The 21,370-nt window shown below is 46.2% G+C and carries 26 protein-coding genes, 3 tRNA genes and 2 pseudogenes; 22 read left to right on the top strand and 9 right to left on the bottom strand.

Going from position 1 to position 21,370, the window contains the following annotated elements:
- Nucleotides 1–314 precede the first annotated feature (314 nt).
- The 3 genes and pseudogenes from Q0393_RS01060 to Q0393_RS01050 all read right to left on the bottom strand — a co-directional run bounded on the left by Q0393_RS01060 (nucleotide 315) and on the right by Q0393_RS01050 (nucleotide 2,120).
- Complete coding sequence (locus tag Q0393_RS01060) at nucleotides 315–1,073, bottom strand: hypothetical protein (protein WP_298977248.1); 759 nt, start codon at nucleotides 1,071–1,073, stop codon at nucleotides 315–317.
- Nucleotides 1,056–1,481, bottom strand: a pseudogene (locus tag Q0393_RS01055) (3-deoxy-8-phosphooctulonate synthase); the annotation flags it as partial. The gene Q0393_RS01060 and the pseudogene Q0393_RS01055, both read right to left, overlap by 18 nt.
- Nucleotides 1,482–1,532: 51 nt before the next feature.
- Nucleotides 1,533–2,120, bottom strand: coding sequence for a transglycosylase SLT domain-containing protein (locus Q0393_RS01050; protein WP_297881650.1), 588 nt, complete (start codon nucleotides 2,118–2,120; stop codon nucleotides 1,533–1,535).
- 128 nt (nucleotides 2,121–2,248) lie between these two features.
- Here Q0393_RS01050 and Q0393_RS01045 point away from each other — a divergent pair.
- From Q0393_RS01045 to Q0393_RS00990, 12 genes are all read left to right on the top strand, one after another.
- Nucleotides 2,249–2,324 (top strand) — tRNA-Val (locus tag Q0393_RS01045).
- Between the two features lie 60 nt (nucleotides 2,325–2,384).
- Nucleotides 2,385–2,461, top strand: a tRNA-Asp gene (locus Q0393_RS01040).
- Between the two features lie 11 nt (nucleotides 2,462–2,472).
- Nucleotides 2,473–2,548, top strand: a tRNA-Lys gene (locus Q0393_RS01035).
- A gap of 94 nt (nucleotides 2,549–2,642) precedes the next feature.
- Entirely contained in the window at nucleotides 2,643–2,978 is a 336-nt protein-coding gene (locus Q0393_RS01030) for a hypothetical protein (RefSeq protein WP_298977230.1), read from the top strand.
- Nucleotides 2,979–3,054: 76 nt separating this feature from the next.
- Entirely contained in the window at nucleotides 3,055–3,441 is a 387-nt protein-coding gene (locus Q0393_RS01025; protein ID WP_298977229.1) for an Imm41 family immunity protein, read from the top strand.
- Between the two features lie 4 nt (nucleotides 3,442–3,445).
- On the top strand, nucleotides 3,446–3,925 hold the full coding sequence (locus Q0393_RS01020) for an Imm41 family immunity protein (protein WP_298977228.1): 480 nt from the start codon (nucleotides 3,446–3,448) through the stop codon (nucleotides 3,923–3,925).
- Nucleotides 3,918–4,256 carry a hypothetical protein gene (locus tag Q0393_RS01015; RefSeq protein ID WP_298977227.1) on the top strand — a complete coding sequence of 113 codons (339 nt, stop codon included), beginning with the start codon at nucleotides 3,918–3,920 and terminating at the stop codon, nucleotides 4,254–4,256. The genes Q0393_RS01020 and Q0393_RS01015 overlap by 8 nt, the downstream gene beginning before the upstream one ends.
- A 32-nt stretch (nucleotides 4,257–4,288) precedes the next feature.
- Nucleotides 4,289–4,786 carry a hypothetical protein gene (locus Q0393_RS01010; protein ID WP_298977226.1) on the top strand — a complete coding sequence of 166 codons (498 nt, stop codon included), beginning with the start codon at nucleotides 4,289–4,291 and terminating at the stop codon, nucleotides 4,784–4,786.
- A gap of 231 nt (nucleotides 4,787–5,017) precedes the next feature.
- Nucleotides 5,018–5,290, top strand: coding sequence for a hypothetical protein (locus Q0393_RS01005; RefSeq protein ID WP_298977225.1), 273 nt, complete (start codon nucleotides 5,018–5,020; stop codon nucleotides 5,288–5,290).
- Nucleotides 5,291–5,313: 23 nt separating this feature from the next.
- Nucleotides 5,314–5,586, top strand: coding sequence for a colicin immunity domain-containing protein (locus Q0393_RS01000; protein WP_298977224.1), 273 nt, complete (start codon nucleotides 5,314–5,316; stop codon nucleotides 5,584–5,586).
- A 93-nt stretch (nucleotides 5,587–5,679) separates the two neighbouring features.
- Nucleotides 5,680–6,066, top strand: a complete 387-nt coding sequence (locus tag Q0393_RS00995; protein ID WP_298977223.1) for a phytanoyl-CoA dioxygenase — start codon at nucleotides 5,680–5,682, stop codon at nucleotides 6,064–6,066.
- A gap of 35 nt (nucleotides 6,067–6,101) precedes the next feature.
- Entirely contained in the window at nucleotides 6,102–6,491 is a 390-nt protein-coding gene (locus tag Q0393_RS00990; protein ID WP_298977222.1) for a phytanoyl-CoA dioxygenase, read from the top strand.
- A gap of 266 nt (nucleotides 6,492–6,757) precedes the next feature.
- On the opposite strand, the gene Q0393_RS00985 is transcribed toward Q0393_RS00990, so the two are convergent.
- The 6 genes from Q0393_RS00985 to Q0393_RS00960 form a co-directional block, all read right to left on the bottom strand.
- Nucleotides 6,758–7,645, bottom strand: coding sequence for a hypothetical protein (locus Q0393_RS00985; protein ID WP_298977221.1), 888 nt, complete (start codon nucleotides 7,643–7,645; stop codon nucleotides 6,758–6,760).
- Between the two features lie 15 nt (nucleotides 7,646–7,660).
- Nucleotides 7,661–8,434, bottom strand: a complete 774-nt coding sequence (locus tag Q0393_RS00980; RefSeq protein WP_298977220.1) for a GNAT family N-acetyltransferase — start codon at nucleotides 8,432–8,434, stop codon at nucleotides 7,661–7,663.
- Between the two features lie 135 nt (nucleotides 8,435–8,569).
- Complete coding sequence (locus Q0393_RS00975; protein ID WP_298834929.1) at nucleotides 8,570–8,860, bottom strand: YciI family protein; 291 nt, start codon at nucleotides 8,858–8,860, stop codon at nucleotides 8,570–8,572.
- A gap of 79 nt (nucleotides 8,861–8,939) precedes the next feature.
- Nucleotides 8,940–10,193 (bottom strand): ComEC/Rec2 family competence protein, encoded by a 1,254-nt coding sequence (locus Q0393_RS00970; protein ID WP_298977219.1) that lies wholly within the window; start codon nucleotides 10,191–10,193, stop codon nucleotides 8,940–8,942.
- 130 nt (nucleotides 10,194–10,323) lie between these two features.
- Nucleotides 10,324–11,751 (bottom strand): type I glutamate--ammonia ligase, encoded by a 1,428-nt coding sequence (gene glnA / locus Q0393_RS00965; protein WP_298977218.1) that lies wholly within the window; start codon nucleotides 11,749–11,751, stop codon nucleotides 10,324–10,326.
- Nucleotides 11,752–11,945: 194 nt separating this feature from the next.
- Entirely contained in the window at nucleotides 11,946–12,734 is a 789-nt protein-coding gene (locus tag Q0393_RS00960) for a histidinol-phosphatase (RefSeq protein WP_298977217.1), read from the bottom strand.
- A 71-nt stretch (nucleotides 12,735–12,805) separates the two neighbouring features.
- On the opposite strand from Q0393_RS00960, the gene Q0393_RS00955 reads away from it, so the two are divergent.
- The 10 genes and pseudogenes from Q0393_RS00955 (at nucleotide 12,806) to rpsP (ending at nucleotide 21,370) form a co-directional block, all read left to right on the top strand.
- Entirely contained in the window at nucleotides 12,806–14,068 is a 1,263-nt protein-coding gene (locus tag Q0393_RS00955; RefSeq protein ID WP_298977216.1) for a peptidase U32 family protein, read from the top strand.
- A complete protein-coding gene (purE, locus tag Q0393_RS00950; protein WP_298977215.1) occupies nucleotides 14,065–14,565 on the top strand; it encodes a 5-(carboxyamino)imidazole ribonucleotide mutase in 501 nt (166 codons plus the stop codon). The genes Q0393_RS00955 and purE overlap by 4 nt, the downstream gene beginning before the upstream one ends.
- 3 nt (nucleotides 14,566–14,568) lie before the next feature.
- The gene (locus tag Q0393_RS00945; RefSeq protein WP_298977214.1) at nucleotides 14,569–14,961 is read left to right on the top strand and encodes a hypothetical protein; all 393 of its coding nucleotides are present in this window, start codon (nucleotides 14,569–14,571) and stop codon (nucleotides 14,959–14,961) included.
- A gap of 109 nt (nucleotides 14,962–15,070) precedes the next feature.
- Nucleotides 15,071–15,904: pseudogene (gene glyQ, locus Q0393_RS00940) on the top strand (glycine--tRNA ligase subunit alpha); the annotation flags it as partial.
- A gap of 221 nt (nucleotides 15,905–16,125) precedes the next feature.
- On the top strand, nucleotides 16,126–16,848 hold the full coding sequence (locus Q0393_RS00935) for a Nif3-like dinuclear metal center hexameric protein (protein WP_298977213.1): 723 nt from the start codon (nucleotides 16,126–16,128) through the stop codon (nucleotides 16,846–16,848).
- Between the two features lie 9 nt (nucleotides 16,849–16,857).
- Nucleotides 16,858–17,565 carry a zinc ribbon domain-containing protein gene (locus Q0393_RS00930; RefSeq protein ID WP_298977212.1) on the top strand — a complete coding sequence of 236 codons (708 nt, stop codon included), beginning with the start codon at nucleotides 16,858–16,860 and terminating at the stop codon, nucleotides 17,563–17,565.
- Nucleotides 17,562–18,905 (top strand): 3-deoxy-D-manno-octulosonic acid transferase, encoded by a 1,344-nt coding sequence (locus Q0393_RS00925; RefSeq protein ID WP_298977211.1) that lies wholly within the window; start codon nucleotides 17,562–17,564, stop codon nucleotides 18,903–18,905. The genes Q0393_RS00930 and Q0393_RS00925 overlap by 4 nt, the downstream gene beginning before the upstream one ends.
- Nucleotides 18,905–19,654, top strand: coding sequence for an RluA family pseudouridine synthase (locus Q0393_RS00920; protein ID WP_298977210.1), 750 nt, complete (start codon nucleotides 18,905–18,907; stop codon nucleotides 19,652–19,654). Before Q0393_RS00925 ends, Q0393_RS00920 begins: the two co-directional genes overlap by 1 nt.
- Before the next feature lie 66 nt (nucleotides 19,655–19,720).
- Nucleotides 19,721–21,061, top strand: a complete 1,341-nt coding sequence (gene ffh, locus Q0393_RS00915) for a signal recognition particle protein (RefSeq protein WP_295153284.1) — start codon at nucleotides 19,721–19,723, stop codon at nucleotides 21,059–21,061.
- Nucleotides 21,062–21,139: 78 nt separating this feature from the next.
- Complete coding sequence (gene rpsP / locus Q0393_RS00910) at nucleotides 21,140–21,370, top strand: 30S ribosomal protein S16 (RefSeq protein WP_297901685.1); 231 nt, start codon at nucleotides 21,140–21,142, stop codon at nucleotides 21,368–21,370.

Below are 21,370 nucleotides of genomic sequence, written 5' to 3'. Positions count from 1 at the left end.
CTTTTAAAATTGTAAATTTAGCGGCGCGAAACTGCCCTGCTCGCGGCCTGGCTATCGCCCTATACTACGTAAATTTTATCAAAACACTAAGGCTTAGTGAAGCTCGCGGGGTAAATTTATAAATGCGCTAAATTTTATTGCAATACATTTGAAATTTTTAGCGCGCGATATGCAAACTCGCTACGGTTGAAGCTCTTCCTTGTGAATATAAAATTTGTTAGCGCAAAGTGCGAAAATCGGCTAGCGTGCGCAACGGTGCGAAATTAAAATTTAAGCTTGCTAGCCTAAATTTGAAATTTTTATAGCCGCCCGCTCTAAAATCCGAGCGCTTTTTGAATCGCGAGCGTCTGCGCTACGACGCGCTCTAGCTGCTGCAAATTTAGCATATTCGGTCCATCCGAAAGTGCGTGGGCTGGATCAGGGTGCGTCTCGTAAAAAAAGCCGTCTACGCCCACAGCCGCCGCCGCTCGCGCGAGATACGGCACGAAGCGCGAGTCGCCGCCGCTCGTAGCGCCGATACTAGGCATCTGCACGCTGTGCGTCGCGTCGAAAATGACCGGCGCAAACTCGCGCATAATCGGCAGCGAGCGCATATCGACGATCAAATTTCCGTAGCCGAAGGTACTGCCGCGCTCGGTGAGCCAAACGCCATAACGGCGCGCCAGATCGTGCATCCCTTCGCCGCTCGGCTGTGGGGCGTCTTGCGCGGCACTTATCGAGCCGTCTTGTGCGTTGCAAGTATGAGAGAAGTTTCGCTGCGAGGCGCTTTGCGCTTCGCTTTTGTTATCGCTTTGTGCGGCACAAGGTGTCGCCGTGCTTTGAGTGGCACTTTCTCTTTCGGCACCGCTTTTAGCGCCGCAAGTATGAATAAAATTTTGTGCGTCCTGGGCGGTACTGCAAGAATTTTGCGTGCCTAGCGCCGAAGATCCGTCATTCGCACCGCCTCTGACGCCGCTTTGCGCGCTGTAAATTTCGGTATCGCTAGAGCAGGCGCTGTTTTGAGCGGCCTTTGTATCGCTAGATGCCGCGCCACTTTGCGGGGTATAAGCCCGCGCACCGCGGGTTTGCAGCACCTTTTCGACGCTGTGTTTCATCGCCTGCGGTGATAAAAACTGACCTTTTTTGATGTTTACTACCGCTTGCGTGCTGGCTGCGGCGACGAGCAGATCGGTTTGGCGGCACAAAAACGCGGGTATTTGCAGCACGTCGGCGACGCGCGCGACGGGCTCTGCCTGGTAGCTTTCGTGGATGTCGGTTAAAATTTTATAGCCGAACTTTTCCTTTACTTCGGCTAAAATTTCGCAGCCGCGCTCAAGCCCCGGGCCGCGGAAGCTTGAGATACTGGTGCGGTTGGCTTTATCGAAGCTGCTTTTGAAGTAAAATTCCACCCCGCTCATTTCGTTAAATTTGCGTAAACTTTCCGCGACTTTCATTATTAGCTCGCGGCTTTCGATCACGCAGGGTCCTGCGATCAATATCATGAAATGTCCTTTTTTAAAATTTGCGCGATTTTAGCGAAATTTTACTAACTCTTAATAGGGCTTGCCGAAAAATTTCTCGTAATGCTCGTAAAAGCGCTTGTAGTAAGGGTTTGAGTAGCGCTTGCGCATGCCGTAGTTGTAGCACTCGATCGTGTCTTTTATATTTTTATTTTTGGCGTTCCAGCATTTGCGCAGGATTTTGGCGCATTTGGTGAGGTTATACATCGGGTTGAATATATAATCTATCTCATTTTGGCTGAAATTTACGGCGTTTAGCTGCCCGAGTCCTACGTCGATGCTAAAGCCGTCCTCGTACAGGTACTTGGCGATCTGCACGGCGTAAATTTCGTTTGCTGGTATGATCGTAACGACCCATTTGCTGGAATTTAGGCTGTAGTTGCTAGTTTTGATGCGGATATTTTGATTGCGCAGGCCTGCAAAATAATCGGCGTTTGCTTTGTTTGTCAAAAAGGAGATCGTGTATGGCTCAAAGTCGCTTTCGATTTTGACGATGGTGTAGAGGATCTCGGGCTTGACGCCTTCATTTTGCGCTACTGCGGCGATGGCATTTACGATCTCATTCGGCGAGTAAGCGGGAGCTTGAAGCGCTAAAAACAGGGCGAAAACCAACTTTTTCATCTAAATTTACCGAGCCTTTGATAAAATTTTATGTCGCAAGTATAGCACAATTTCAGTTTTTTCATCATTGTTTAAGTGAAAATTAATCGTATTGGATATATAATCACATTTCTTTTTTAAACCCAAACGGTCGCTTAGCTCAGCTGGTAGAGCGCCACCCTTACAAGGTGGATGTCGCAGGTTCGATCCCTACAGCGACCACCATTTTGAAATCATTGGATTTCATACTTCTTTAGCACTTGCGTTGCGAGTGTAATTTTTGGTGCGACGGTAGTTCAGCTGGTTAGAATGCCGCCCTGTCACGGCGGAGGTCGTGGGTTCGAGCCCCATTCGTCGCGCCACTTCTTACGATGTCTTGCTAGCTCAGTAGGTAGAGCATCTCACTTTTAATGAGGGGGTCGTTGGTTCGAATCCAACGCAGGACACCACTTTTATCACTAATCAAATCGGCAAATTCTATGATTGATCGTTTATATCTAAAAGCCAAAAATAAGTAAGGATATAATAAAAATAAGAGATTTCATGAAAAATAAAATTTACTTTATTGCCGCCGCTATAATATTATTTGCGTGGATATTTTATCTATATAAAGAGCAAAGCGCCTCTTGCGATATAAAAGATTTTTTCACGGGCGATACTGAAATAACAAAAGAGTGCAGAATTGCTATAATAAGGCAATTTGAAAAGAACGGCAACCCGCGCGCATATAAAAGGCTGAGTTTGGTTTATGGAAAAATTTTAAGCGAAAAACCTATAGAAGAGGTTTTAAATGAGCTAGACCGAGAAGAGATAGAATTTTTAAAAAAATTGTATCCCGATTCAAAAAATTTATCTAAAGAGTTGCCAAGCAGAAAATAATCAATTTTTATAAATATAAATTTGTCATAAAGATGGCTAAATGTTTAATAAAGAATGAAAAAAAGGTAGGTGATTAATGGAGTTAGAACTTTTATGCCAGAATTCAACGAATTCTGATAAATTCAGCATCAATTCGTTTGTCGGGAAATTTATATATCAAAGAACCTGGTCGGATTGCGACTATTGGGAGTTAGATAAAACTTTAATGCAGATTTTGAGCTTTTATCATAAAAAAACGCTTCCAAGAGAAATTTTCATCGCAATACTAGCGATATTTAATGATGTTATCGGCGTGGAGGACAAATCGGAAATTTATGTAAGCAATATATTGTGTGCGAAAAACAGCGACGGCGTAGTGCCTAGCATATATGATAGATTTGAAAGATTAAAGGTTCTGTGCAACAGCATCGTATTCAAAGAAAAGCTTAGCAATAGCGGTTTTTGGTATGCTCCAAAGGATTGATGCAATGAATCTTGTAAATTTTTATAGAAATACCGCATTTGATGATAGATATGATGCAAATTCCTTTATAGGTATGATTTTGGATAATAATCTATGGTCCGATGATGAATATTGGAAATTAGAAACCGATTTAAAAAAGATTTTGCGGCATTATAAAAACAAAGAGTTGGACCCAGAAATAATGCAAGGCATTATTTCTATCTCTAATGATATATTTCTAAACGGAAGTTGGCGCGACGTAGATATAGACGCAAAAAGCGAATGTTTTAAAACGTATAAATATCAAGAAGATACAAAGCCGAATATTTTCGATAGATTTCGCCGTATAAAAAGCTTATTATTGGCGGTTGCATCGGGAGATGAAAATTTTTATAAAATCAAATTTTTCTATGAAAATTGTACGCTGGAGTCTTATGCTAAAAATAGCAAAGACGGTGCGGTAGTTAAAATTCCATTAAAAGGAAATGCGGTTTTAAATGAATAAAAAGACGTTTTTAACTATTTTATCGGTAATAATCGAAGATGGCGATTATATCTCTTTATGGGAAATCGTTTGGGAATTAAATTCTATTAACATTGCCAATTCGCTTAAAGTAGCGAAAAAAATTTTATTGTCCTTATACGAGCAAGGTTATATAAGATTGTTTAGTTCAAATTGGGGTTATGATACAGAAACAAAAGAGATATGTGATAAATCTGAAATTTTAAATATTTTAAGGGATGATAAAAATTATGAGCCGGTCGGCGTAAATAGCAAATACTTTTGTGTGACCGAAACGCAGCAAGGAAGAGCTTATTACGCAAAACAATACTAAAATGTGAAAAACAGTAGTTTGGACGGTATGCAATGAGAATAAAAGCGCTTGATCTAAATTTAAGTCCATACGTATATTTCTTTAGCGAAGCGGAAGATTTTAGGTTTAAGATTTTTAAAGATTTTCAAGCCGCAAGCGAGAAAAGATCGCTGGATTTTTATGAGCTTGAGGCGTTTAGCCTAATGAAAAGTACCGAAGTCTATGAGACCGACTCTATCGTCAGCACATTAATTCATAATTTTAGTTTATGCGATGAGGATGTAAGAGATATTTTAATAATGCTCTCTGGGCAGTTTTATCTAAATAATTTTACAAGTACCGACATAAAATATAAAACTAGCGCTAATATAAATTTAAATATAAGAAAATTTGAAGAATGGAAAATTTTAAGAGAAAATTTCTTTTATAATTTAGATAATTTTATAGCTTGCTCATACGAACCTCTAAAAAATTATACTCACGCAAACTGCGCCTTTTGGGAGGAGCCTAATCGGTGGTGCCATCATAATATGTATTATGTTTATCACTGAATGTGGCAAAAATATTATGATGAAATTTTGATTCCTAGCCTCCGCAACAAATACGAACACATAGAGGTTGATACCGACGAAGAGGGAAATGTAACAAAGTGGTACGGGACATGAAATTTAGGAGAATAAGCATTTTTAAGCCATTTTATTCTAGCCGTATAAAATTTGTAGTATTAAATTTAGATTTTCAAAATGGACGGCGATGAGAAATAAATTCGAGAAAAGAAGCGAATGAGATATAACGATCCGATATTTTTAAATTTGTTCCATAATTACGAAGATGAATTTGCGGGAGTCGGTCGGTGCGACTTTGTAATTTATTTGGAAGAGCTGGTTAAGGCTGGAGAATATGGTATAGCGCTGGAAGATTTTTTAGTTCAAATGTATGAATATGATATAAAAATTTCTTCTAACGACTTAACAATTATAAAAAATTTATGCGAAGGCGTGAATATAGGTAGTGATTTATGGTCAGTTCTAAGCATTAGAGCGGCGGGCGATTAAAAATATATCTGAAAGGGGCTCTTATGATAGAGGAATATATAAAAATAATAGAGGATTTTTTGCAAAACAGAATCGACGTATTTGAATTTGAAAAGATATATTGGGATAAATTTATGAATGATAAAAATTTTCCCGATGAATATTATGAGCCGCTTAATAGGCTTCTTACTGACATCGATGAATTCGAACCAGACGAAGAGTTGAGGGGTGATGATACGGTAGGCAATTCATTAAGTGAAGAGGATCTAAGGGAGTGCGCGAAAAAGGCTTTAAAACAAATTGCGCTTTTAAAATAGTAGTTTTATAAAATGATAATTTCTGCGAGAATTTTAAAAATATATTACGATATAATACGGGCAAAACCCACATTCCAATAAAAGGAAACCCAAATGCAAATTGACGGAAAAGAGATATTTAAAAAGGGCGATCTTATGTTCCATTTAACTCGAATGGCTTCTTTGGAACATCAAGATAAATATATCGTTCATCCTACGGCTAAACATTACGAAAGTCCTTCGGAAATGGCGGAACTTTTATATACCGAATGCAAAAACGCTTTATTGGAGCAATTTAAATTTTGCTTCCTGCCATACGAGAGGGATGCGCTAAGAGAACTTTTGGAGCTCATAGATAGATACTTTAAAGATCAAAGCTTGCTAGAAGGTATAGGTGAGTATTTGGTATATCAAAATAAATCCTGGATAGAGGTCAGAGAATTAGCTTTAAAAACTTTACATATTTTCGGCTATGATTTGGACGACTTCGACTATGATTAAGTCCGAGAAACCATATACAATAAAAGGAAGTTTAAATGCAAATTAACGGAAAAGAGATATTTAGAAAAAGCGGACTTATGGTTAATCTATGCCGTATGGCTTCTTTGGAATATCAAGTTGATCACTTGATACATCCTGCGGTTGAATATTACGAAAGCCCATCTGAAATAGTAGAATTTTTATATACCGAATGTAAAAATGCCTTATTGGAACAATTTAAATTTTGTTTCCTGCCATACGAAAGGGATGCACTAATGGTGCTTGTGGAACTTATAGATAAAAATTTTAATAACCGCAGCTTATTAGAGGCAGACGGTTACGAATACCTAGTCTATCATAATAAATCATGGGTAGAAGTCAGAGAGCTAGCCTTAAAGACTTTGTATACCTTCGGGTATGATTTGGAAGACTTCGACTATGATTAAACCCATATTAGACTTAGCAGAATGAAATTTATCCTACATATCTTTACTCTGCTGCTATGCCTAAGAGCTTAGATTTTACTTGGTTATATGCAGCAAAAATAAGACGACATGCCGCGCAAGCAAATAGTTTCATTTCGGGCACATTTATGCTGCGCCGTACCATACCGCGCGCCGCAACGATGCATCTTAATGCCGCCAGGCTGTGCTTTAGCCGCTACGTCGCGATGCATACTATCGCTGCGCCTCAAACCCTTGCGCCGAAATGCCTAGATCATCTTTCCGACAAGTTTTTCTTTAAATTCTTTATAAATTTCAGGCCCCGCGTGTTTGTATTCGCTCGTCAGCTTATTGTGAAATTCCGCCATATCGCCGCCGCTTTCGCGGTAGAGCTTGATCGCGTTTCGCCTTACGGCGCCGTCTTTTAGATCGCTATCGTAGGTAATGCTCGTGTACCTTGCTCGCGCGCCGTCCTTGATCTCGCGGTAGGCCTCGCAGCCTTTGGCTCTGCCGAGTTTCGCGACGCACGCGGCATAGAGGGCTTGCAGGCTCACGCACTGGGGTATCAGCGCCTCCGCCGCGGCGAGGTCTGCTTTGATGATTTTAGAATTTGCAGCCTTTTGTTCCTGTTGCGCGGCCTTCGGCTCCTGCTTCGCGGTTTTGGACTCTTGTTTTGCGGATTTTACCCCTTGCTTTTGAGGTTTTGGCTCCTGCTTTGTAGCTTTCGGCTCCGCTTTTTGGGCTTTTTTCTCCGCCGCGCTGCTTGTTTTGCCTTGCTTTGTGCCCGCTCCTGCGGCGTGCGAGGCTAGACTGATCTTTTCAAATTTAGGATTTTTGCGGTAGTTTAGATTGTTAAAGAATTCTATCACGTCGTCGTAAAATTTATCGTTGCTGACGATGCCGATCTTGCCCTCCTGCCCGCAGAGTTTGCCCATCAAAAACACGATGATCTTATCGGCGAAGTCCTTTCTTTGCTTGCCGATCGTAAAGACCTCGCCTATGCTAACGCCCATCTTCGATAGGCGCGCAAGGGTCAAGGCGCCGATCTTTTTGGCGGTGTTGGAGACGATATTTAGCTCGTCGCCCTCTTTGAGATTTACGACATCGAAGATATTATCGACGTCGATATTTTCGTCGTCTATGATAAAGTGCGTCAAAGTTTTTCCTTTAAATTAAATTTCAATGCCCGCGCTCGCGCAAATTTCATCTCTAAAGCGCGCGAAAGGCCTCATCGCAGGCTGATTTTGCAGATGCTCGCCGATCGGCTTTTGCATCCACGCCATATCGTACCAGCGGCCGAATTTATAGGCGCAGCGCTCGAATCTGCCGACGAAGCGAAAACCCATACGCTCGTGAAATCGCACGCTCGCGCCGTTTAGATATTCGTCATCCCCGTAAGCGATGCAAGCGTTCATATCTACGATGTTTTGAGCCTTGAGTGTGCGTTGTAGCGCCTCGTAGAGCAGCCTGCCGATACCCAGAGCGCGCACGTTTTGTGATACATAAACGGAGCTTTCCGTCGACCAATCATATGCCGCTCGCTCTTTGAAAGCCGAAGCGTAGGCGTAGCCGAGGATTTGTCCGTGTTTTAAATTTGCGCCGCTTTGTTTTACTGCGACGATTAAATTTGCGCTATTTTGTTTCGCCGCACCGCTTGCGCAATTTCGCGCCTCGTCTGCGGGCAGAATTTCATTCCCTGCGCCTGCCGCGCTCGCAGAAATTTTAAAATTTCCATTCCGTTCGTCGTTCGCGCATGCCGCCTCATCGCTTACGTAAGCGAGCAGATAGGGGTATCTATGTAGCGTCTGCTCGATGCGCTCCGCAAATTCCGCGGCACTGGGCACGTCGTATTCGAAGCTGATCGCCGTTTGCTTTACGTAGGGCGCGTAAATTTCAAGTAGCGCATCCGCATCTTGCGGCGTTGCGAGCCGTAGTTTTATCAGCACCCGATCTCCTTTAAATTTAGCCGTTTTTACATAATTTCAGTTTTAAGCTTATCTAAATTGGCCGCCGCGTTTCGGCTTTTAATTCGGGTCAAAATTTCATCTCGCACGCAAATTTTAAAATTTAACCCGCGTCTTTTATTCGCCGAAAAGTCGCCAAAACTCGGGCGCAAATTTCGTCGGCGCAAATTCTATGATCTCGTATTTTGCGACGCCGTTTTGAAAGAACGGATCTTGCGCGATGATCTCATCAAGCTCCGCGCGGTCTTTGGCGTTGATTAAGATGATGCCGCCCGTGCGAGGGACTTTGCGCCCCGAGCAGATAAATTTATCCGCCGCGAAGAATTTATCCAAAAACGCGTTATGCTCGTTGATAAAGCGGTCCGCTTCGCTTGCGTCCTTGACATAGGTGAGGTTTGCAATAAACATTTTGATCCTTTGTGAGATTTGAAGCGCGATTTTAGCATAAAATTCCAACGGATAAAATTCCCGCTAGAATTTTCGCGCGCTACGTTATAAAAAATATCGGCGAAATTCCGATTATCGCGCAGCCAAGCGCTGCGTAGCGAAGCTTTATCGCAGCAAGCGCGCAGATGTTTGCGAGCGCGAAAAGAAGCGGCGGAATTTGCGCCTGAAAGCTCGGCAGAGTAAAGTTTAAAAACGCAAGCAGCGGCGTATCGAGCGCGCCGCCGAGCCCGAATAGATGCAAAAATATGCTTAGCGGATAAAAGATCACGAACACGTATCCCAGCGGCATTACGCTAAGCTGCTGCAGCGAAGCGGTCGGGAAGAAATAATATACCGCCGCGTTCATGCTGAGCCAAACGTAGAGGTTAAAAAGTATGACGTTCTGCCAGAGCTTAAATTTAGGCGCGAAGTGGTGCAGGTAGAGGAAAATATACAGCACGCCCAGACAGGAGAAATAAAATCCGATCGAAAAGGCTAAGTGCGGGAAAAACGCAAGCAGAAGCGCGATCGTTAGGAAGAGGTTTGTAAATTTAAGTACGTAGAAATTTCGCATCGCGAGGTAAAACCCCACGCAGCACATCGCAAGCGAGCGCAGAAAGCTCGGCGTGAAATCAAGCACAAAGAGATATCCGCTCATCAGCACTATCACAAAGACGCTAAGATCGCGCTTAGCGCTGCGGTACGGAAAGTAGCGATCCTGAAAATAGCGGTAGATCGGCATTGCAAGCAGAAAGACCGTGCTAAAGATAATGCCCAGATGAAAGCCGCTGATCGAGATGATGTGCGCTATGCCCCAGTTCGTCACGCTAGCGCGCAGCGGTTTTGAAATTTCGGTCACAAAATACAGCGCGGAGTAAAGATCCGCCGTCATCTCATCTTCGTGTTGGGCGCGAATGAATTCTATAGCGCGCCATTTTGCCCCAGAGGGCGCGGTCTCAGCTGAAATTTTAAAATTTGGCGCGTAAAAGCGCTGCTTTAAAAAATCTAAAAATTTTACGTTTTTGGTTACGATGCCGATATTTACGCGCGCGAAGCGGTGAAATTCCCGCTCGAGCCCGGCAGTCGTGTAGAGGGTGAAATACGCCGTTTTGAGCTTTAGCACCGTGTAGGTGCGGCCGCGCTCGTTGGTTTTGGCGTAGGCGTTTAAAATTTGCGCGTCGTAAAAGGCGTAGTTTTTCTCGCGGAATTCTTGGAATTCATAAAATTTCAGACCTAAATTTAGCGATAAAATTCCAAGCAAAATGAGCAGAAAGTATAAAATTTCACGTTTTCGGTAAAAGAGCTGAAGCTTCACGGGCAGTATTTAAGTTCGCAGTTCGCGCGACGGAATTTTAAAAGCTCGCGCGCGGCAAAATTCTAAAATTCCAAAGCTCTGTAGCCGTGCCGCCTCGTAAAAACCGGGCGGCGCGGCATAAAATTTAGCCTTAGCACGAATAGTTCGTCGCAAACTCAAACGGCGTAGGGCGCGCCTCGTAAGGCCAAACCTGAGTTTCAAATTTAAAATGCTGATAGGTCTCGATAAAAAGCTCGCTCATTATCGGGCGCAGATACTCATTATCGCGGATTACCGCTTCTAGGCTGCCGCGAAGCGTGTGCGGAAGCTGCTCAATACCGCGCTCGCGGATCTCATCTAGGTGCAGCTTGAATAAATTTTCATCCATCGGTCCGACCGGTTCGGTTTTGTTTTTGATACCGTCGATGCCGGCCATCAGCATCGCCGCAAACGCCAAATACGGGCACGCGGTGCTATCTGGGAAGCGCATCTCGGCTCGCACCGAGTGCTCGCCGCTGCCGTAAGGGATGCGGATCGAAGCGGAGCGGTTTTGGCTCGAATAAGTTAGAATGGACGGCGCCTCAAAGCCGGGGATTAGGCGCTTGTAGCTGTTGGTGCTAGGATTCGTAAACGCCGCGACGCTGCGCGCATGCTTTAGCACGCCGCCGATATACCACCTCGCCGCGTCGCTTAAATTTGCGTAGTTGCCCTTTTTGTAAAAGGTGTTTTTGCCCTTTTTCCAGATCGATTGATGCACGTGCATTCCGCTGCCGTTATCGCCGTAGAGCGGCTTTGGCATAAAGGTCGCGGTCTTGCCGTTTAGGTGCGCGACCATCTTTACGACGTATTTATATTTTTGCACGTTGTCGGCAGCCTCGACGAGAGTGCCGTATTTAACGCCGATCTCGCCCTGTCCTTGCGCTACTTCGTGGTGACAGATGAAGGTCTCAAGCCCGATCTGCTCAAGTACCTTTAGCATTTCGGCGCGCAGATCGACCATCGAATCGACTGGCTGGACGGGGAAGTAGCCGCCCTTTACGCCCGGGCGGTGGCCGCTGTTAAAGCTGTCTTTGTAGTTTTTGCCGCTGTTCCAATGCCCTTCTTCGGTATCTACCTTAAACATCGCGCAGTTCATATCGTCGATGATCTTTACGTCGTCGAAAACGAAAAACTCATTCTCCGGCCCGAAGTAGCAGGTGTCTCCAAGGCCTGTGGTTTGCAGAAACTGCTCGGCTTTTTTAGCGATCGAGCGCGGGCATTTTTCATAAAGCTCGTTTTTATAGATGTCGTAAACGTTGCAGATGACGATGATCGTAACGTCCGCGGTGAACGGATCCAAAAACGCCGTTTCTACGTCGGGCTTTAGCATCATATCGGATTTATCGATCGGCTGCCACGCCGCTACCGAGCTTGCGTCGAATGGAATTCCGTCGGCGAAGTCCTTCGGCAGGCGCTTGTAGTTGTAGGAGACGTGGTGCCAGGTGCCTTTTAGATCGGTAAATCTGAAATCTACGAACTCGACCTCGTTTTCATCGCAAAATTTAAAAAATTCCTTCACGTCATTAACAAATTTTCCCATATTTTTTCCTTTTTTCCGCCCGTATTCGGGCTAAATTTAACGGCGGATTTTAACATTATTTAGTTGAAATTCGACTTTATCTGCGCCGTTTTGCGCGCCGTGATTTTTAAAATTTTGCGCCGCCGAAGCTTTTGAAATTTTAAAATTTCGCGCCGCCGCGTCTTTTTAAATTTAAAAGCGGCTGCCGTTAAAATTTACGCCAGACTTACAAACTGCCGCTCGCGATTTTTGAAAACTGCGATCCGCTCGTAGCCGAACTCGCGCGCTTTGGCGTAAATTTTATCGTAATTTAGCGCCACTTGAGCTACCGAATGCGCGTCCGAGCTAAGCGTGATCGGCACGTCCGCATCCGCTAGCATAGCCAAAAGCGCGTCGCTTGGATAAATTTCATTCGCGGGCTTGCGAAGCCCCGCGGAGTTTAGCTCCACGACGATGCCGCTTTTTTTGATCGCATTTATCGCGCCGCCTGCTAAAACTTTGATATCTTTTTTCGGAGTAAATTTAAAAATTTTAATCAGATCCATATGCCCTAAAATGTCGAATTTTCCGCTTCTGCACAGCGCGCAGATCAGCGCAAAGTATTCTCGATAAACGTCGTCTATTTCGCGCCCGCTCCACTGATCTAAAAATTCCTCGTTATCAAAGCCCCAGTTGTTTAAAAAATGCACCGAGCCGATGAGATAATCAACTTCGCGCGCGAAAATCCGCTCATCCATTAGCTCTTTTTTCGTCATAAAATCGACCTCATATCCGAGCCGCACGTCGATCCGCCCGCTAAACTCGTCCCGCAGACCCCTAATCATCTGCTCGTAAAGCTCCATCTGCTCGAAGCTCATTCGGTATTTTTGATCGAAGTTCATCGGCGCGTGATCCGCAAAGCCGAAAATTTCTATGCCTCGTGCGATCGCTGCTTCCAAATACTGTCGCGGCTCGCCGTTAGCGTGGTTGCAAAGATAGGTGTGGTTGTGCAGATCGGCTCGCATCAACTGCTCCTTAAATAAAATTTTGGCTAAATTGTAGTAAAATCGCGCTTAAAAAATCACTAGGAATGTATTTGAAAAAACCCGAACTCTTAGCTCCTGCTGGGAATTTAACGAAACTAAAAATCGCCCTCGCGTACGGCGCGGACGCCGTGTATGCAAGCACGGGCTCATTTTCGCTGCGCCAGCGAAGCGCGAAGGAATTTAGCAAAGAAAGCTTTGCAGAAGGCGTCGCGTACGCGCACGAGCGCGGTAAGAAGCTCTACGCGACCGTAAACGGCTTTGCGACCAACGGCCAGCTAGGAAACATCGAAAGGCATTTGGAATTTCTTCGCGATCTGCGCGTGGATGGAATTTTAATCGCCACTTTAGGCGTTGCGAGCCTCGCGCGAGCCGTAGCGCCTGAGATTCCGATTCACGTCTCTACTCAGGCTAACGTGCTAAATTATCTCGACGCGCAGGTTTGGGCGGAGCTCGGCGCCGTCCGCATCGTCGCGGCGCGGGAGATGACGCTCAAAGACGCCGTGGAGATTAAAGAAAAAATTCCGAACCTCGAGATTGAAATTTTCGTGCACGGCTCGATGTGTTTCGCATACAGCGGGCGCTGTCTTGTTAGCGCGGTGCAAAGCGGACGCTTCAGCAACCGCGGAAGCTGCGCGAACGACTGTAGATTTAACTACGAGCTTTACGCGAAAAATCCCGAAACCAGCGCGCTTTTCCGCTTACAAGAGCGCGAGGGGGAGGGGACTTTCGTAATGAACGCGAAGGACCTTAGCCTCATTTCGCACGTGCAAAAGATCATGCAAACGGGCGCGATCGATAGCTTCAAAATCGAAGGGCGCACCAAGAGCGAATACTACGTCGCATGCGCTACAAATGCCTACCGCGCGGCGATCGACGATGCCGCGGGCGATAAATTTGAGGCCCGTGTTTACGAGCGCGAGATTGCGACGCTTAAAAACCGCGGCTTTAGCGACGGATATTTGATAAAGCGCCCGTACGAGCGAGAGGATACGCAAAATTTAGACCGCAGCATCGAGCTTGGTACGCATCAGGTCTGTGCGATCTCGCAGGATGGCGAGTTTATAAGCGTCAAAGATAAAATTTTGCCAGGCGTTTCGTATGAAATTTTTGCTCCGCACGGCTTTAAAATTTGCGCTTGCGATAATGAAATCGGCGAAATTTTTGAGCTTGACGGAAAGCCATATTTAAAATTTAAGAAGCTGCAAAGCCGCAGCGGTAAGGAATTTAGTGAGATTCACAGCGGCAATCTGAATGAGATTAAGCTGCCTGCGAAACTCGCGGAGTTTTGCTTTTTAAGAAAGGAGATAGAATGAAATTTGTTTCTATAATAATGGGTTCAAAGAGCGATTACGAGGTCGTTTACGAGGCGGCTAAAATTTTAAATGAATTCGGCGTAGCGTACGAGATGATCGTATCTTCGGCGCACAGAAGCCCCGCCCGCACGGCTAAATACGTCGCGGACGCCGAGAAAAAGGGCGCACAGGTTTTCATCTGTGCGGCGGGCATGGCGGCGCATCTTGCCGGAGCGGTCGCTGCGAATACGACCAAGCCGGTGCTAGGCGTCCCGCTCGGCGGTAGTGCGCTTAGCGGCGTAGATGCGCTGTATTCGACCGTGCAGATGCCTGCGGGTATCCCCGTCGCGACGCTTGCGATCGGAAAGGCGGGAGCGAAAAACGCGGCGTATCTGGCGGTGCAAATTTTAGCCCTAAGCGACGAAGTGCTAAGCTCGAAGCTAAAGGCGGATCGCGCCGCAAAAGCGGAGGCTCTGAAAAAGGACTCCGAGCAGATCGAAGTGCTGCTTGAAGATTAATCTATGAAAATTTTAAAATTGAGCGAAGGCTTTGAAATTTGTGGGCTAAAGGCTCGCACGAATAACGCAGATGAGATGAGTGGGCGAGGGGTGATCGCAAATTTGTGGGGCGAGTTTTTAAAATTTAACGCTAGCAGAAGCAGCGCCGAGAAAAACGAAATTTACGCCGCATATTACGACTACGAAAACGGCGCGCATGGCGAATACTCCGTGCTAATAGGCACTTGCTCGAAGGAAGGGCACCATAAGAAAGCCACGACGAAGCTTGCGAATCCGCAAATCAGTGCTACAAAAATGAGCGCGATGAAACCGGCGAAAAATTACATGTCGAAGCGGGCGATTACGCGGTTTTTGATTTTGCGAACAAGCCTACGAGAGCTGGCGAATACTGGCTGAAATTTGGAAATTTTTTGAAAGCTCAAAACTTCAAAGAGCTTTTAAAACGGACTTTGAAAAGCTCTTTGGAAGATAAAATTTAAATTTACATATCGATAAAAGGATAAAAATGACGTTTTCACAGATTATTTTGACGCTTCAAAATTACTGGCACGAGCAGGGCTGCTTGCTCGTTCAGCCCTACGATATGCCCGCGGGCGCAGGCACCTATCATCAGGCTACCTTTTTGCGCAGTCTAGGAAGCAAACCTTGGCGCGCGGCATACGTAGCACCCTCGCGTCGCCCAACAGATGGGCGCTACGGCGAAAACCCAAACCGCCTCGGCGCGTATTATCAGTTTCAGGTGATCTTAAAACCGAGCCCGGACAACATCCAAGAACTCTATCTAAAAAGCCTAGAGAAGCTCGGGTTGGATCTTAAAAGTCACGATATCCGCTTCGTAGAAGACAACTGGGAGAGCCCGACGCTGGGAGCCTGGGGGCTTGGCTGGGAGGTTTGGCTGGACGGCATGGAGGTGACGCAGTTTACATATTTTCAGCAAGTAGGCGGCATCACGTGCGAGCTCATAAGCGGCGAGATCACCTACGGGCTTGAGCGCTTGGCGATGTATCTGCAAAACAAAGACGACGTTTACGACATCGTCTGGGACGACAAGGCGGGGCTCGTAACCTACGGCGACGTGCATAAAAGGGGCGAGTTTGAGTTTAGTAAATACAACTTCGAGCTTGCGGACACCGCGATGCTTTTTAATCAGTTTGAAAACTGCTTCGGCGAGTGCAAAAGCATCCTAAAGCACGGCCTGGCGCTTCCCGCGTATGATTACTGCATGCTCGCGGCGCACACGTTCAATGTTCTTGACGCGCGCGGAGCGATCTCAGTTACGCAGAGGCAGGATTATATTTTAAAGATCCGCGATCTTGCCAAAAACTGCGCGCTTTGCTATGCAAATCCGCAAAAATATGTCGCCGAGCTGGACGCTGCGGCGTGCAGCGATAAAAAAGGCGGCAAAGACGGTGACGCAGCAAATGAGGGTAAAAAGAGCGAGAAGTGCGGCGTTAAAGGGGCTGTCTCGACGCCCGCTTCCTCCGCGAGTGCAAATTTAAAAAACGCTTGCGGCAAGCAAAATTCCGCAGACAAAGCGGATAAAAGCGCAGAGTAAAATTTATGAAAACTGGCGAAATTTATGAAATTTTAAACGCCGCCGCGCCCTTTTGCGACGCAGAGACGTGGGATAATAGCAGGCTAATGCTTGGAAACTTGGATGATGAAATTTCAAAAATCTATCTAAGCCTCGACGTTACTAGCGAGCTGGTGCGCGAGGCAGAGGCGGGCTCTCTTTTCGTGGTCCACCACCCGCTGATTTTCAGTCCGCTAAAATCGCTCGATCCGCAGCTATATCCTGCAAATTTGATCTATGAGATGATCCGCAAAAATATCTCGCTTATCGCGATGCATACGAACTTTGACAAGCACGTTTTAAACGGATTCGTAGCGCGCGAAATTTTAAAATTTGAAATTACGGACGAGCGGGAATTTTTGATTTTCATGCGCGCGGATTTGAGCTTTGAGGCTCTGTGCGCGGATATAAAACGCAAGCTTGGCATCGAGCACCTGCGCGCCGTAAAGACGAAAAATTTCATCCGAAATATCGCGCTTTGCACCGGTAGTGGGAGCGAACTAAATCAAAGCTTGGGCGTGGATTGCTTTATCACGGGCGATATAAAATATCACACGGCGCTTCAAAATTTAGAAAACGGCATGAGTTTGATCGACATAAACCATTTTGAAAGTGAGCGCTATTTTGGGCGCGCGCTCGCACCTTTCTTGCAAAAAAGCGAAATTGAAGTTATAATAAGCGAGCAAAAAAATCCATTTACGTATTATTAAAGGAAGAAGATGAACAAATATTTAAGCCAATTGGTAGAGCTTTGCGAATTCGATAAGCAGCTGGACGGATTTAAGCCTAAAATCGAGGCCGCGCAGGAGAAGCTGGGCAAAAAAAGCGGCGAAATTTCAGGCGCAAAAGAGCAGATCGAAACTCTAAATGCGGAGATCGCCGAGCTAAAATCTCAAATTTTACAAGCAAACGCGCAGCTTAGCGCCTTTTCGTCCAAGCTAAAAAGCACGGGCAAAAAAAGCGGCGCGGCAAAAACCGAAAAGGAGATCAAAGCCCTTAGCGTCGAAGAGGATATCGCAAAAGAGCAGCTCGAAGCCACAAACGAGGAGATCGAAAGGCTAGAAAAGATCATAGCCGCAAAAGAGGCGCTCGTAAAAGAGCAGAGCGAAAAGCAAGAGGCGTTTGAAGCCGAGCTAAAAAGCCTGCAGGAGCAGGTAAGCGCCGAGATGGGCGAGGTCGAGGTTGCTCGCGGCGCGATCTACGCCAAGCGCGATAAACTAATGCAGGCGATGAACCCCAAAACTGTCTCATTCTACGAAAAGATCCGCAAGTGGGCGGGTAATACGGCGGTCTCGCCGGTGCGCAAACAGGCCTGCTACGGCTGCTTTATGCGCATAAGCGATAAGACCTATTCTGCGGTCATCAAAAGCGATGACATCGTAACCTGCCCGTATTGCGGCAGAATTTTATATAAAGAAGCCGAGTGATCTACACCGCCTTGGCGTTTTTGGCGTGGCTTGCAGCTGCGCCTTTTATTTTTATCCTAAGCTTTAAAAAAAAATACCGCACGAGCCTGAAGGCACGATTTTTTCTGTACAAAAACCCTAAATTTAGCCCCGCTGCGGTGCATTTTCACGCTTGCAGTTTGGGCGAGGTAAACGCTCTTGCGCCACTAATTTCTAAATTTGAGAGCGTCGCGCTTAGCACGACCACGCAGACGGGCTTCGGTGCGGCGTACGCGCTCACGCCGAACTCTCGCTACCTGCCGTTTGAAAACTGGCTTCCATTTTGGCTTACGGGCAGCCGCGTGCTGGTGATCTTCGAAGCCGAGCTGTGGCTAAATTTGATACGTTCCGCTAAATCGCGCGGAAGCTACGTGATCCTGCTAAACGCGCGCATTAGCGACCGCTCGTACGCGAGCTATCTGCGCTTTAAGTTTTATTATCGCAAAGCGTTTGAAAATATCGATCTGGTGCTTGCGCAAAGCGAGCTTGATGCGGCGCGGCTGCGGGAGCTCGGCGCAAAAAATATAAAGGTCGCGGGCAACGTGAAAAGCGCGAATATCGCCGTTGCGACGAAGGACTATTCCGCCGCGTCCGCAAATAGCTTCGTGCTTACGATCTCAAATACTCACGAGGGCGAGGAAGAGCTTGTTTTATCAAATTTAAACGATTTTATAAAATTTCGCAGTTCGCAAAATATACCCGAAAAATACCCGCGCGCAGCGAGTATCCGCGACGAAACGGACTTGCCTACGGCCGAGCTTCACGACGAGCAGGGCTCGACCGAGCCGGTAAATTTAAACGCAACTTCTTTGGATGCGGCGACTTCAAGCGACGCTTCATTTGCCGTACCGAATACGACGTCTTCGACTGCCGCGCCGCAAAAGCTAAAAATCATCCTGGCGCCGAGGCACCCGGAGCGCTTCGAAAAGGCCTGCGAAATTTGCAAGGCTTGGGCGCGCGAGCATGGGCTTAGCTTTGAGAGATTTAGCGACGGCGCGGGGCTTGAAAGCGATTTTATCTTGCTCGATGCTTTCGGGGAGCTAGCGAACTTTTATAAAATTTCAAACGTCGTGATCTTGGGCGGCAGTTTTTTGCGCAATATCGGCGGGCATAGTCCGATCGAGGCGGCGAGCTTCGGCGTACCGATCATCAGCGGGCGATTTTTTCATAATCAAAAGGCGCTGTACGCGCTCGTGCAAAATATCGCTCTGTGCGACGCGAATGAAATTTCAGGCGCTTTAAAAGAGCCGCCAAAGGGCACGCGGATAGATAAAATTTGCGATCTGCAAGAGATAGAAAATTTAATTAAGGAAAGAATTTAATGCAAGAAAAAGCCTACAAACTGCTGGCGGCGCAGGAAAACATCTCGCACAACGAAGCCAAGGCCCTCATCGACGCTGGGCTTGTGAGCGCGCGCGGCGCAAAGATCGCTCTAGCGCGCGAGACGCTCGGCGAAAATACTAAATTTAGCGTGACGAAGCCCGCAAAACCCGCGATCATTTACGAGGATGAGAACGTTTTGGCGGTCAATAAGCCGCCCTTTATGAGTAGCGAAAATTTGGAAAAAATCTATAAATTCGGGCTTCTAAACCGCCTGGATAAGGAAACTAGCGGCGTCGTGCTGCTATATAAGAACGAGGAATTTCGCGAAGCGGCGATTGCGGAGTTTAAAAATTTACGCGTGAGGAAAAGCTACATCGCGATCGTGAAGGGGATCGTGAGCGAAGAGATGAAATTTGACGAGCCGATTTTGACGATAAAGACCCGAAGCGGCGCGTTTTCTAAAATTTCGCCAAACGGCAAGAGCGCATTTAGCGAGGTTTATCCGCTTATGGTAAGCGGCAAAAAATCGCTCGTAAAGGTGCGGATCGAGACAGGCAGAACGCATCAGATCCGCGTGCATCTAGCAAATGCGGGATTCGGCGTAATAGGCGATGAAAAATATGCTAAAAGCCGCGCAAAACGGATGTTTCTGCACTCATACGAGACGGAAATTTTGGGGCTAAAATTTAAAGCTCCGCTAGGTACAAGCTTCAACGAATTCGGCTTTGAAATTCCTAAAGAGCTCTGATATTCAATGGCTTTTAAGTTAATTTTAGGTAACATCGCAAGTTTAAAAATTTTATAAGGGATCAAAGTGTTTGAGATCATAAGCGAGTCGTTTAAAAACGCGGTCAATAAATTAAAAACAATCGATGACGAAAAAGCTTTAAAAAACGCCTTGGAGACGCTAAAAAAGGCGCTTTTAAAGGCCGACGTGCACCACAAAGTCGTAAAGGATTTTTTGGCGCTTGTCGAAGCCGATCTTCGTATCGGTACGATAGGACAGAAGCCGTTTTTGCAGTCCATTAAGACAAATTTGACTAAAATTTTAACGGCGCCTAGGGGCAGCAGTCAGGGGTTTGTATTCGCTAGCACGCCTCCTACGGTAGCTTTGATGACGGGACTTCAAGGAAGCGGAAAATCCACAAGCACGATAAAACTCGCGAACTATCTGAAACTTCGTAAAAAAAAGGTCTTGGTCGCAGCATGCGACTTGCAGCGTCTGGCCGCGGTCGAGCAGCTCCGCCAGCTTTGCGAAGCAAACGAGATTGAGCTGTTTTTCATCGAGGGCGAGAGCGATCCGCTAAAGGTTGCCGAAAAAGCGCTAAGCAAGGCTAAAAGCGGGCTTTATGACGTACTGCTCGTAGATACGGCGGGGCGTCTTGCGATCGATGAGGCTCTGATGGCACAGCTTGCGGAGATGAAAAAAGCTCTAAATCCGCATGAAATTTTTTACGTAGCGGACGCCATGAGCGGTCAAGACGGCATTAAAACGGCCGCTAAATTTGATGAAATTTTAGGCCTTACGGGCGTGATCTTAAGCAAATTTGACGCAGATACCAAAGGCGGCGTAGCTCTTGGTATCGCGCAGCAACTGGGCATCCCACTTCGCTTTATCGGAACCGGCGAAAAGGTTGCCGATCTGGAGGGCTTTATACCCGATAGAATCACCGGCCGCATTATGGGCGAGGGCGATTTAGCGACGTTAGCCGAGAAAACAAGCGCCGTTTTTGACGAAAGAGAAGCTAAGGCTCTAAACAAAAAGATCAAAAAGGGCGAATTTAATTTCAACGATTTCGTAAATCAGCTCGAAAGCGTGAAAAAGCTCGGCAATATGAAAAATTTAATCGGCATGATCCCCGGGCTTTCCGGCATGGCGAATAAGATAAAAGATATCGATTTGGAAAACTCCAAAGAGATACTTCATATCAAAGCGATGATCAATTCTATGACGCCGAAAGAGCGCGAAAACCCCGATCTGCTAAATAATTCGCGTAAGCGCAGACTTGCTGCCGGCGCGGGGCTTTCGCAAGTGGAGGTAAACCGCTTTTTAAAGCAGTTTGCGGGCGCTTCAAAGCTTGCGAAGAAATTTTCGGGAAAGGGCGGTATGCAGGGGCTTGCCTCAATCGCTCAAAGGCAAAATTTACCGAGATAATTTCTCGGTAGAGTTTGCAGATGTTTAAGTTTTAGCCATCTGCAAGTTCTAAAACTTACAAAAATTTAAGGAGAAAAAATGGCAACAGTTGTTAGGCTTACAAGAATCGGAAGAAAGAAGCAGCCTTTTTACCGCATCGTGGTAACAGATAGTAGAAAAAGACGCGACGGCGGCTTTATCGAGACGATTGGCTTTTATAATCCGTTAAAAGAGAGCGATAATATCAAATTCGACGCGGAGCGTTTGGCATACTGGAAGAGCGTAGGCGCGAAGTTAAGCGATAGGGTCGCTCAAATCACAAGCAAATAA

It is taken from the genome of uncultured Campylobacter sp. (genome assembly GCF_938015785.1).
Classification (GTDB): Bacteria; Campylobacterota; Campylobacteria; order Campylobacterales; family Campylobacteraceae; genus Campylobacter_B.
The sequence above is the reverse complement of the archived record's forward strand: the minus strand, read 5'-3'. Positions and strand labels throughout refer to the sequence as shown.

Bases quoted from the DNA above. Each gene is read 5' to 3' on its own strand.
- Q0393_RS01050 (WP_297881650.1), bottom strand. From the start codon at position 2,120: ATGAAAAAGTTGGTTTTCGCCCTGTTTTTAGCGCTTCAAGCTCCCGCT.
- Q0393_RS01030 (WP_298977230.1), top strand. From the start codon at position 2,643: ATGAAAAATAAAATTTACTTTATTGCCGCCGCTATAATATTATTTGCG.
- Q0393_RS01025 (WP_298977229.1), top strand. From the start codon at position 3,055: ATGGAGTTAGAACTTTTATGCCAGAATTCAACGAATTCTGATAAATTC.
- Q0393_RS01020 (WP_298977228.1), top strand. From the start codon at position 3,446: ATGAATCTTGTAAATTTTTATAGAAATACCGCATTTGATGATAGATAT.
- Q0393_RS01015 (WP_298977227.1), top strand. From the start codon at position 3,918: ATGAATAAAAAGACGTTTTTAACTATTTTATCGGTAATAATCGAAGAT.
- Q0393_RS01010 (WP_298977226.1), top strand. From the start codon at position 4,289: ATGAGAATAAAAGCGCTTGATCTAAATTTAAGTCCATACGTATATTTC.
- Q0393_RS01005 (WP_298977225.1), top strand. From the start codon at position 5,018: ATGAGATATAACGATCCGATATTTTTAAATTTGTTCCATAATTACGAA.
- Q0393_RS01000 (WP_298977224.1), top strand. From the start codon at position 5,314: ATGATAGAGGAATATATAAAAATAATAGAGGATTTTTTGCAAAACAGA.
- Q0393_RS00995 (WP_298977223.1), top strand. From the start codon at position 5,680: ATGCAAATTGACGGAAAAGAGATATTTAAAAAGGGCGATCTTATGTTC.
- Q0393_RS00990 (WP_298977222.1), top strand. From the start codon at position 6,102: ATGCAAATTAACGGAAAAGAGATATTTAGAAAAAGCGGACTTATGGTT.
- Q0393_RS00975 (WP_298834929.1), bottom strand. From the start codon at position 8,860: ATGTTTATTGCAAACCTCACCTATGTCAAGGACGCAAGCGAAGCGGAC.
- glnA (WP_298977218.1), bottom strand. From the start codon at position 11,751: ATGGGAAAATTTGTTAATGACGTGAAGGAATTTTTTAAATTTTGCGAT.
- Q0393_RS00960 (WP_298977217.1), bottom strand. From the start codon at position 12,734: ATGCGAGCCGATCTGCACAACCACACCTATCTTTGCAACCACGCTAAC.
- purE (WP_298977215.1), top strand. From the start codon at position 14,065: ATGAAATTTGTTTCTATAATAATGGGTTCAAAGAGCGATTACGAGGTC.
- Q0393_RS00945 (WP_298977214.1), top strand. From the start codon at position 14,569: ATGAAAATTTTAAAATTGAGCGAAGGCTTTGAAATTTGTGGGCTAAAG.
- Q0393_RS00935 (WP_298977213.1), top strand. From the start codon at position 16,126: ATGAAAACTGGCGAAATTTATGAAATTTTAAACGCCGCCGCGCCCTTT.
- Q0393_RS00930 (WP_298977212.1), top strand. From the start codon at position 16,858: ATGAACAAATATTTAAGCCAATTGGTAGAGCTTTGCGAATTCGATAAG.
- Q0393_RS00920 (WP_298977210.1), top strand. From the start codon at position 18,905: ATGCAAGAAAAAGCCTACAAACTGCTGGCGGCGCAGGAAAACATCTCG.
- rpsP (WP_297901685.1), top strand. From the start codon at position 21,140: ATGGCAACAGTTGTTAGGCTTACAAGAATCGGAAGAAAGAAGCAGCCT.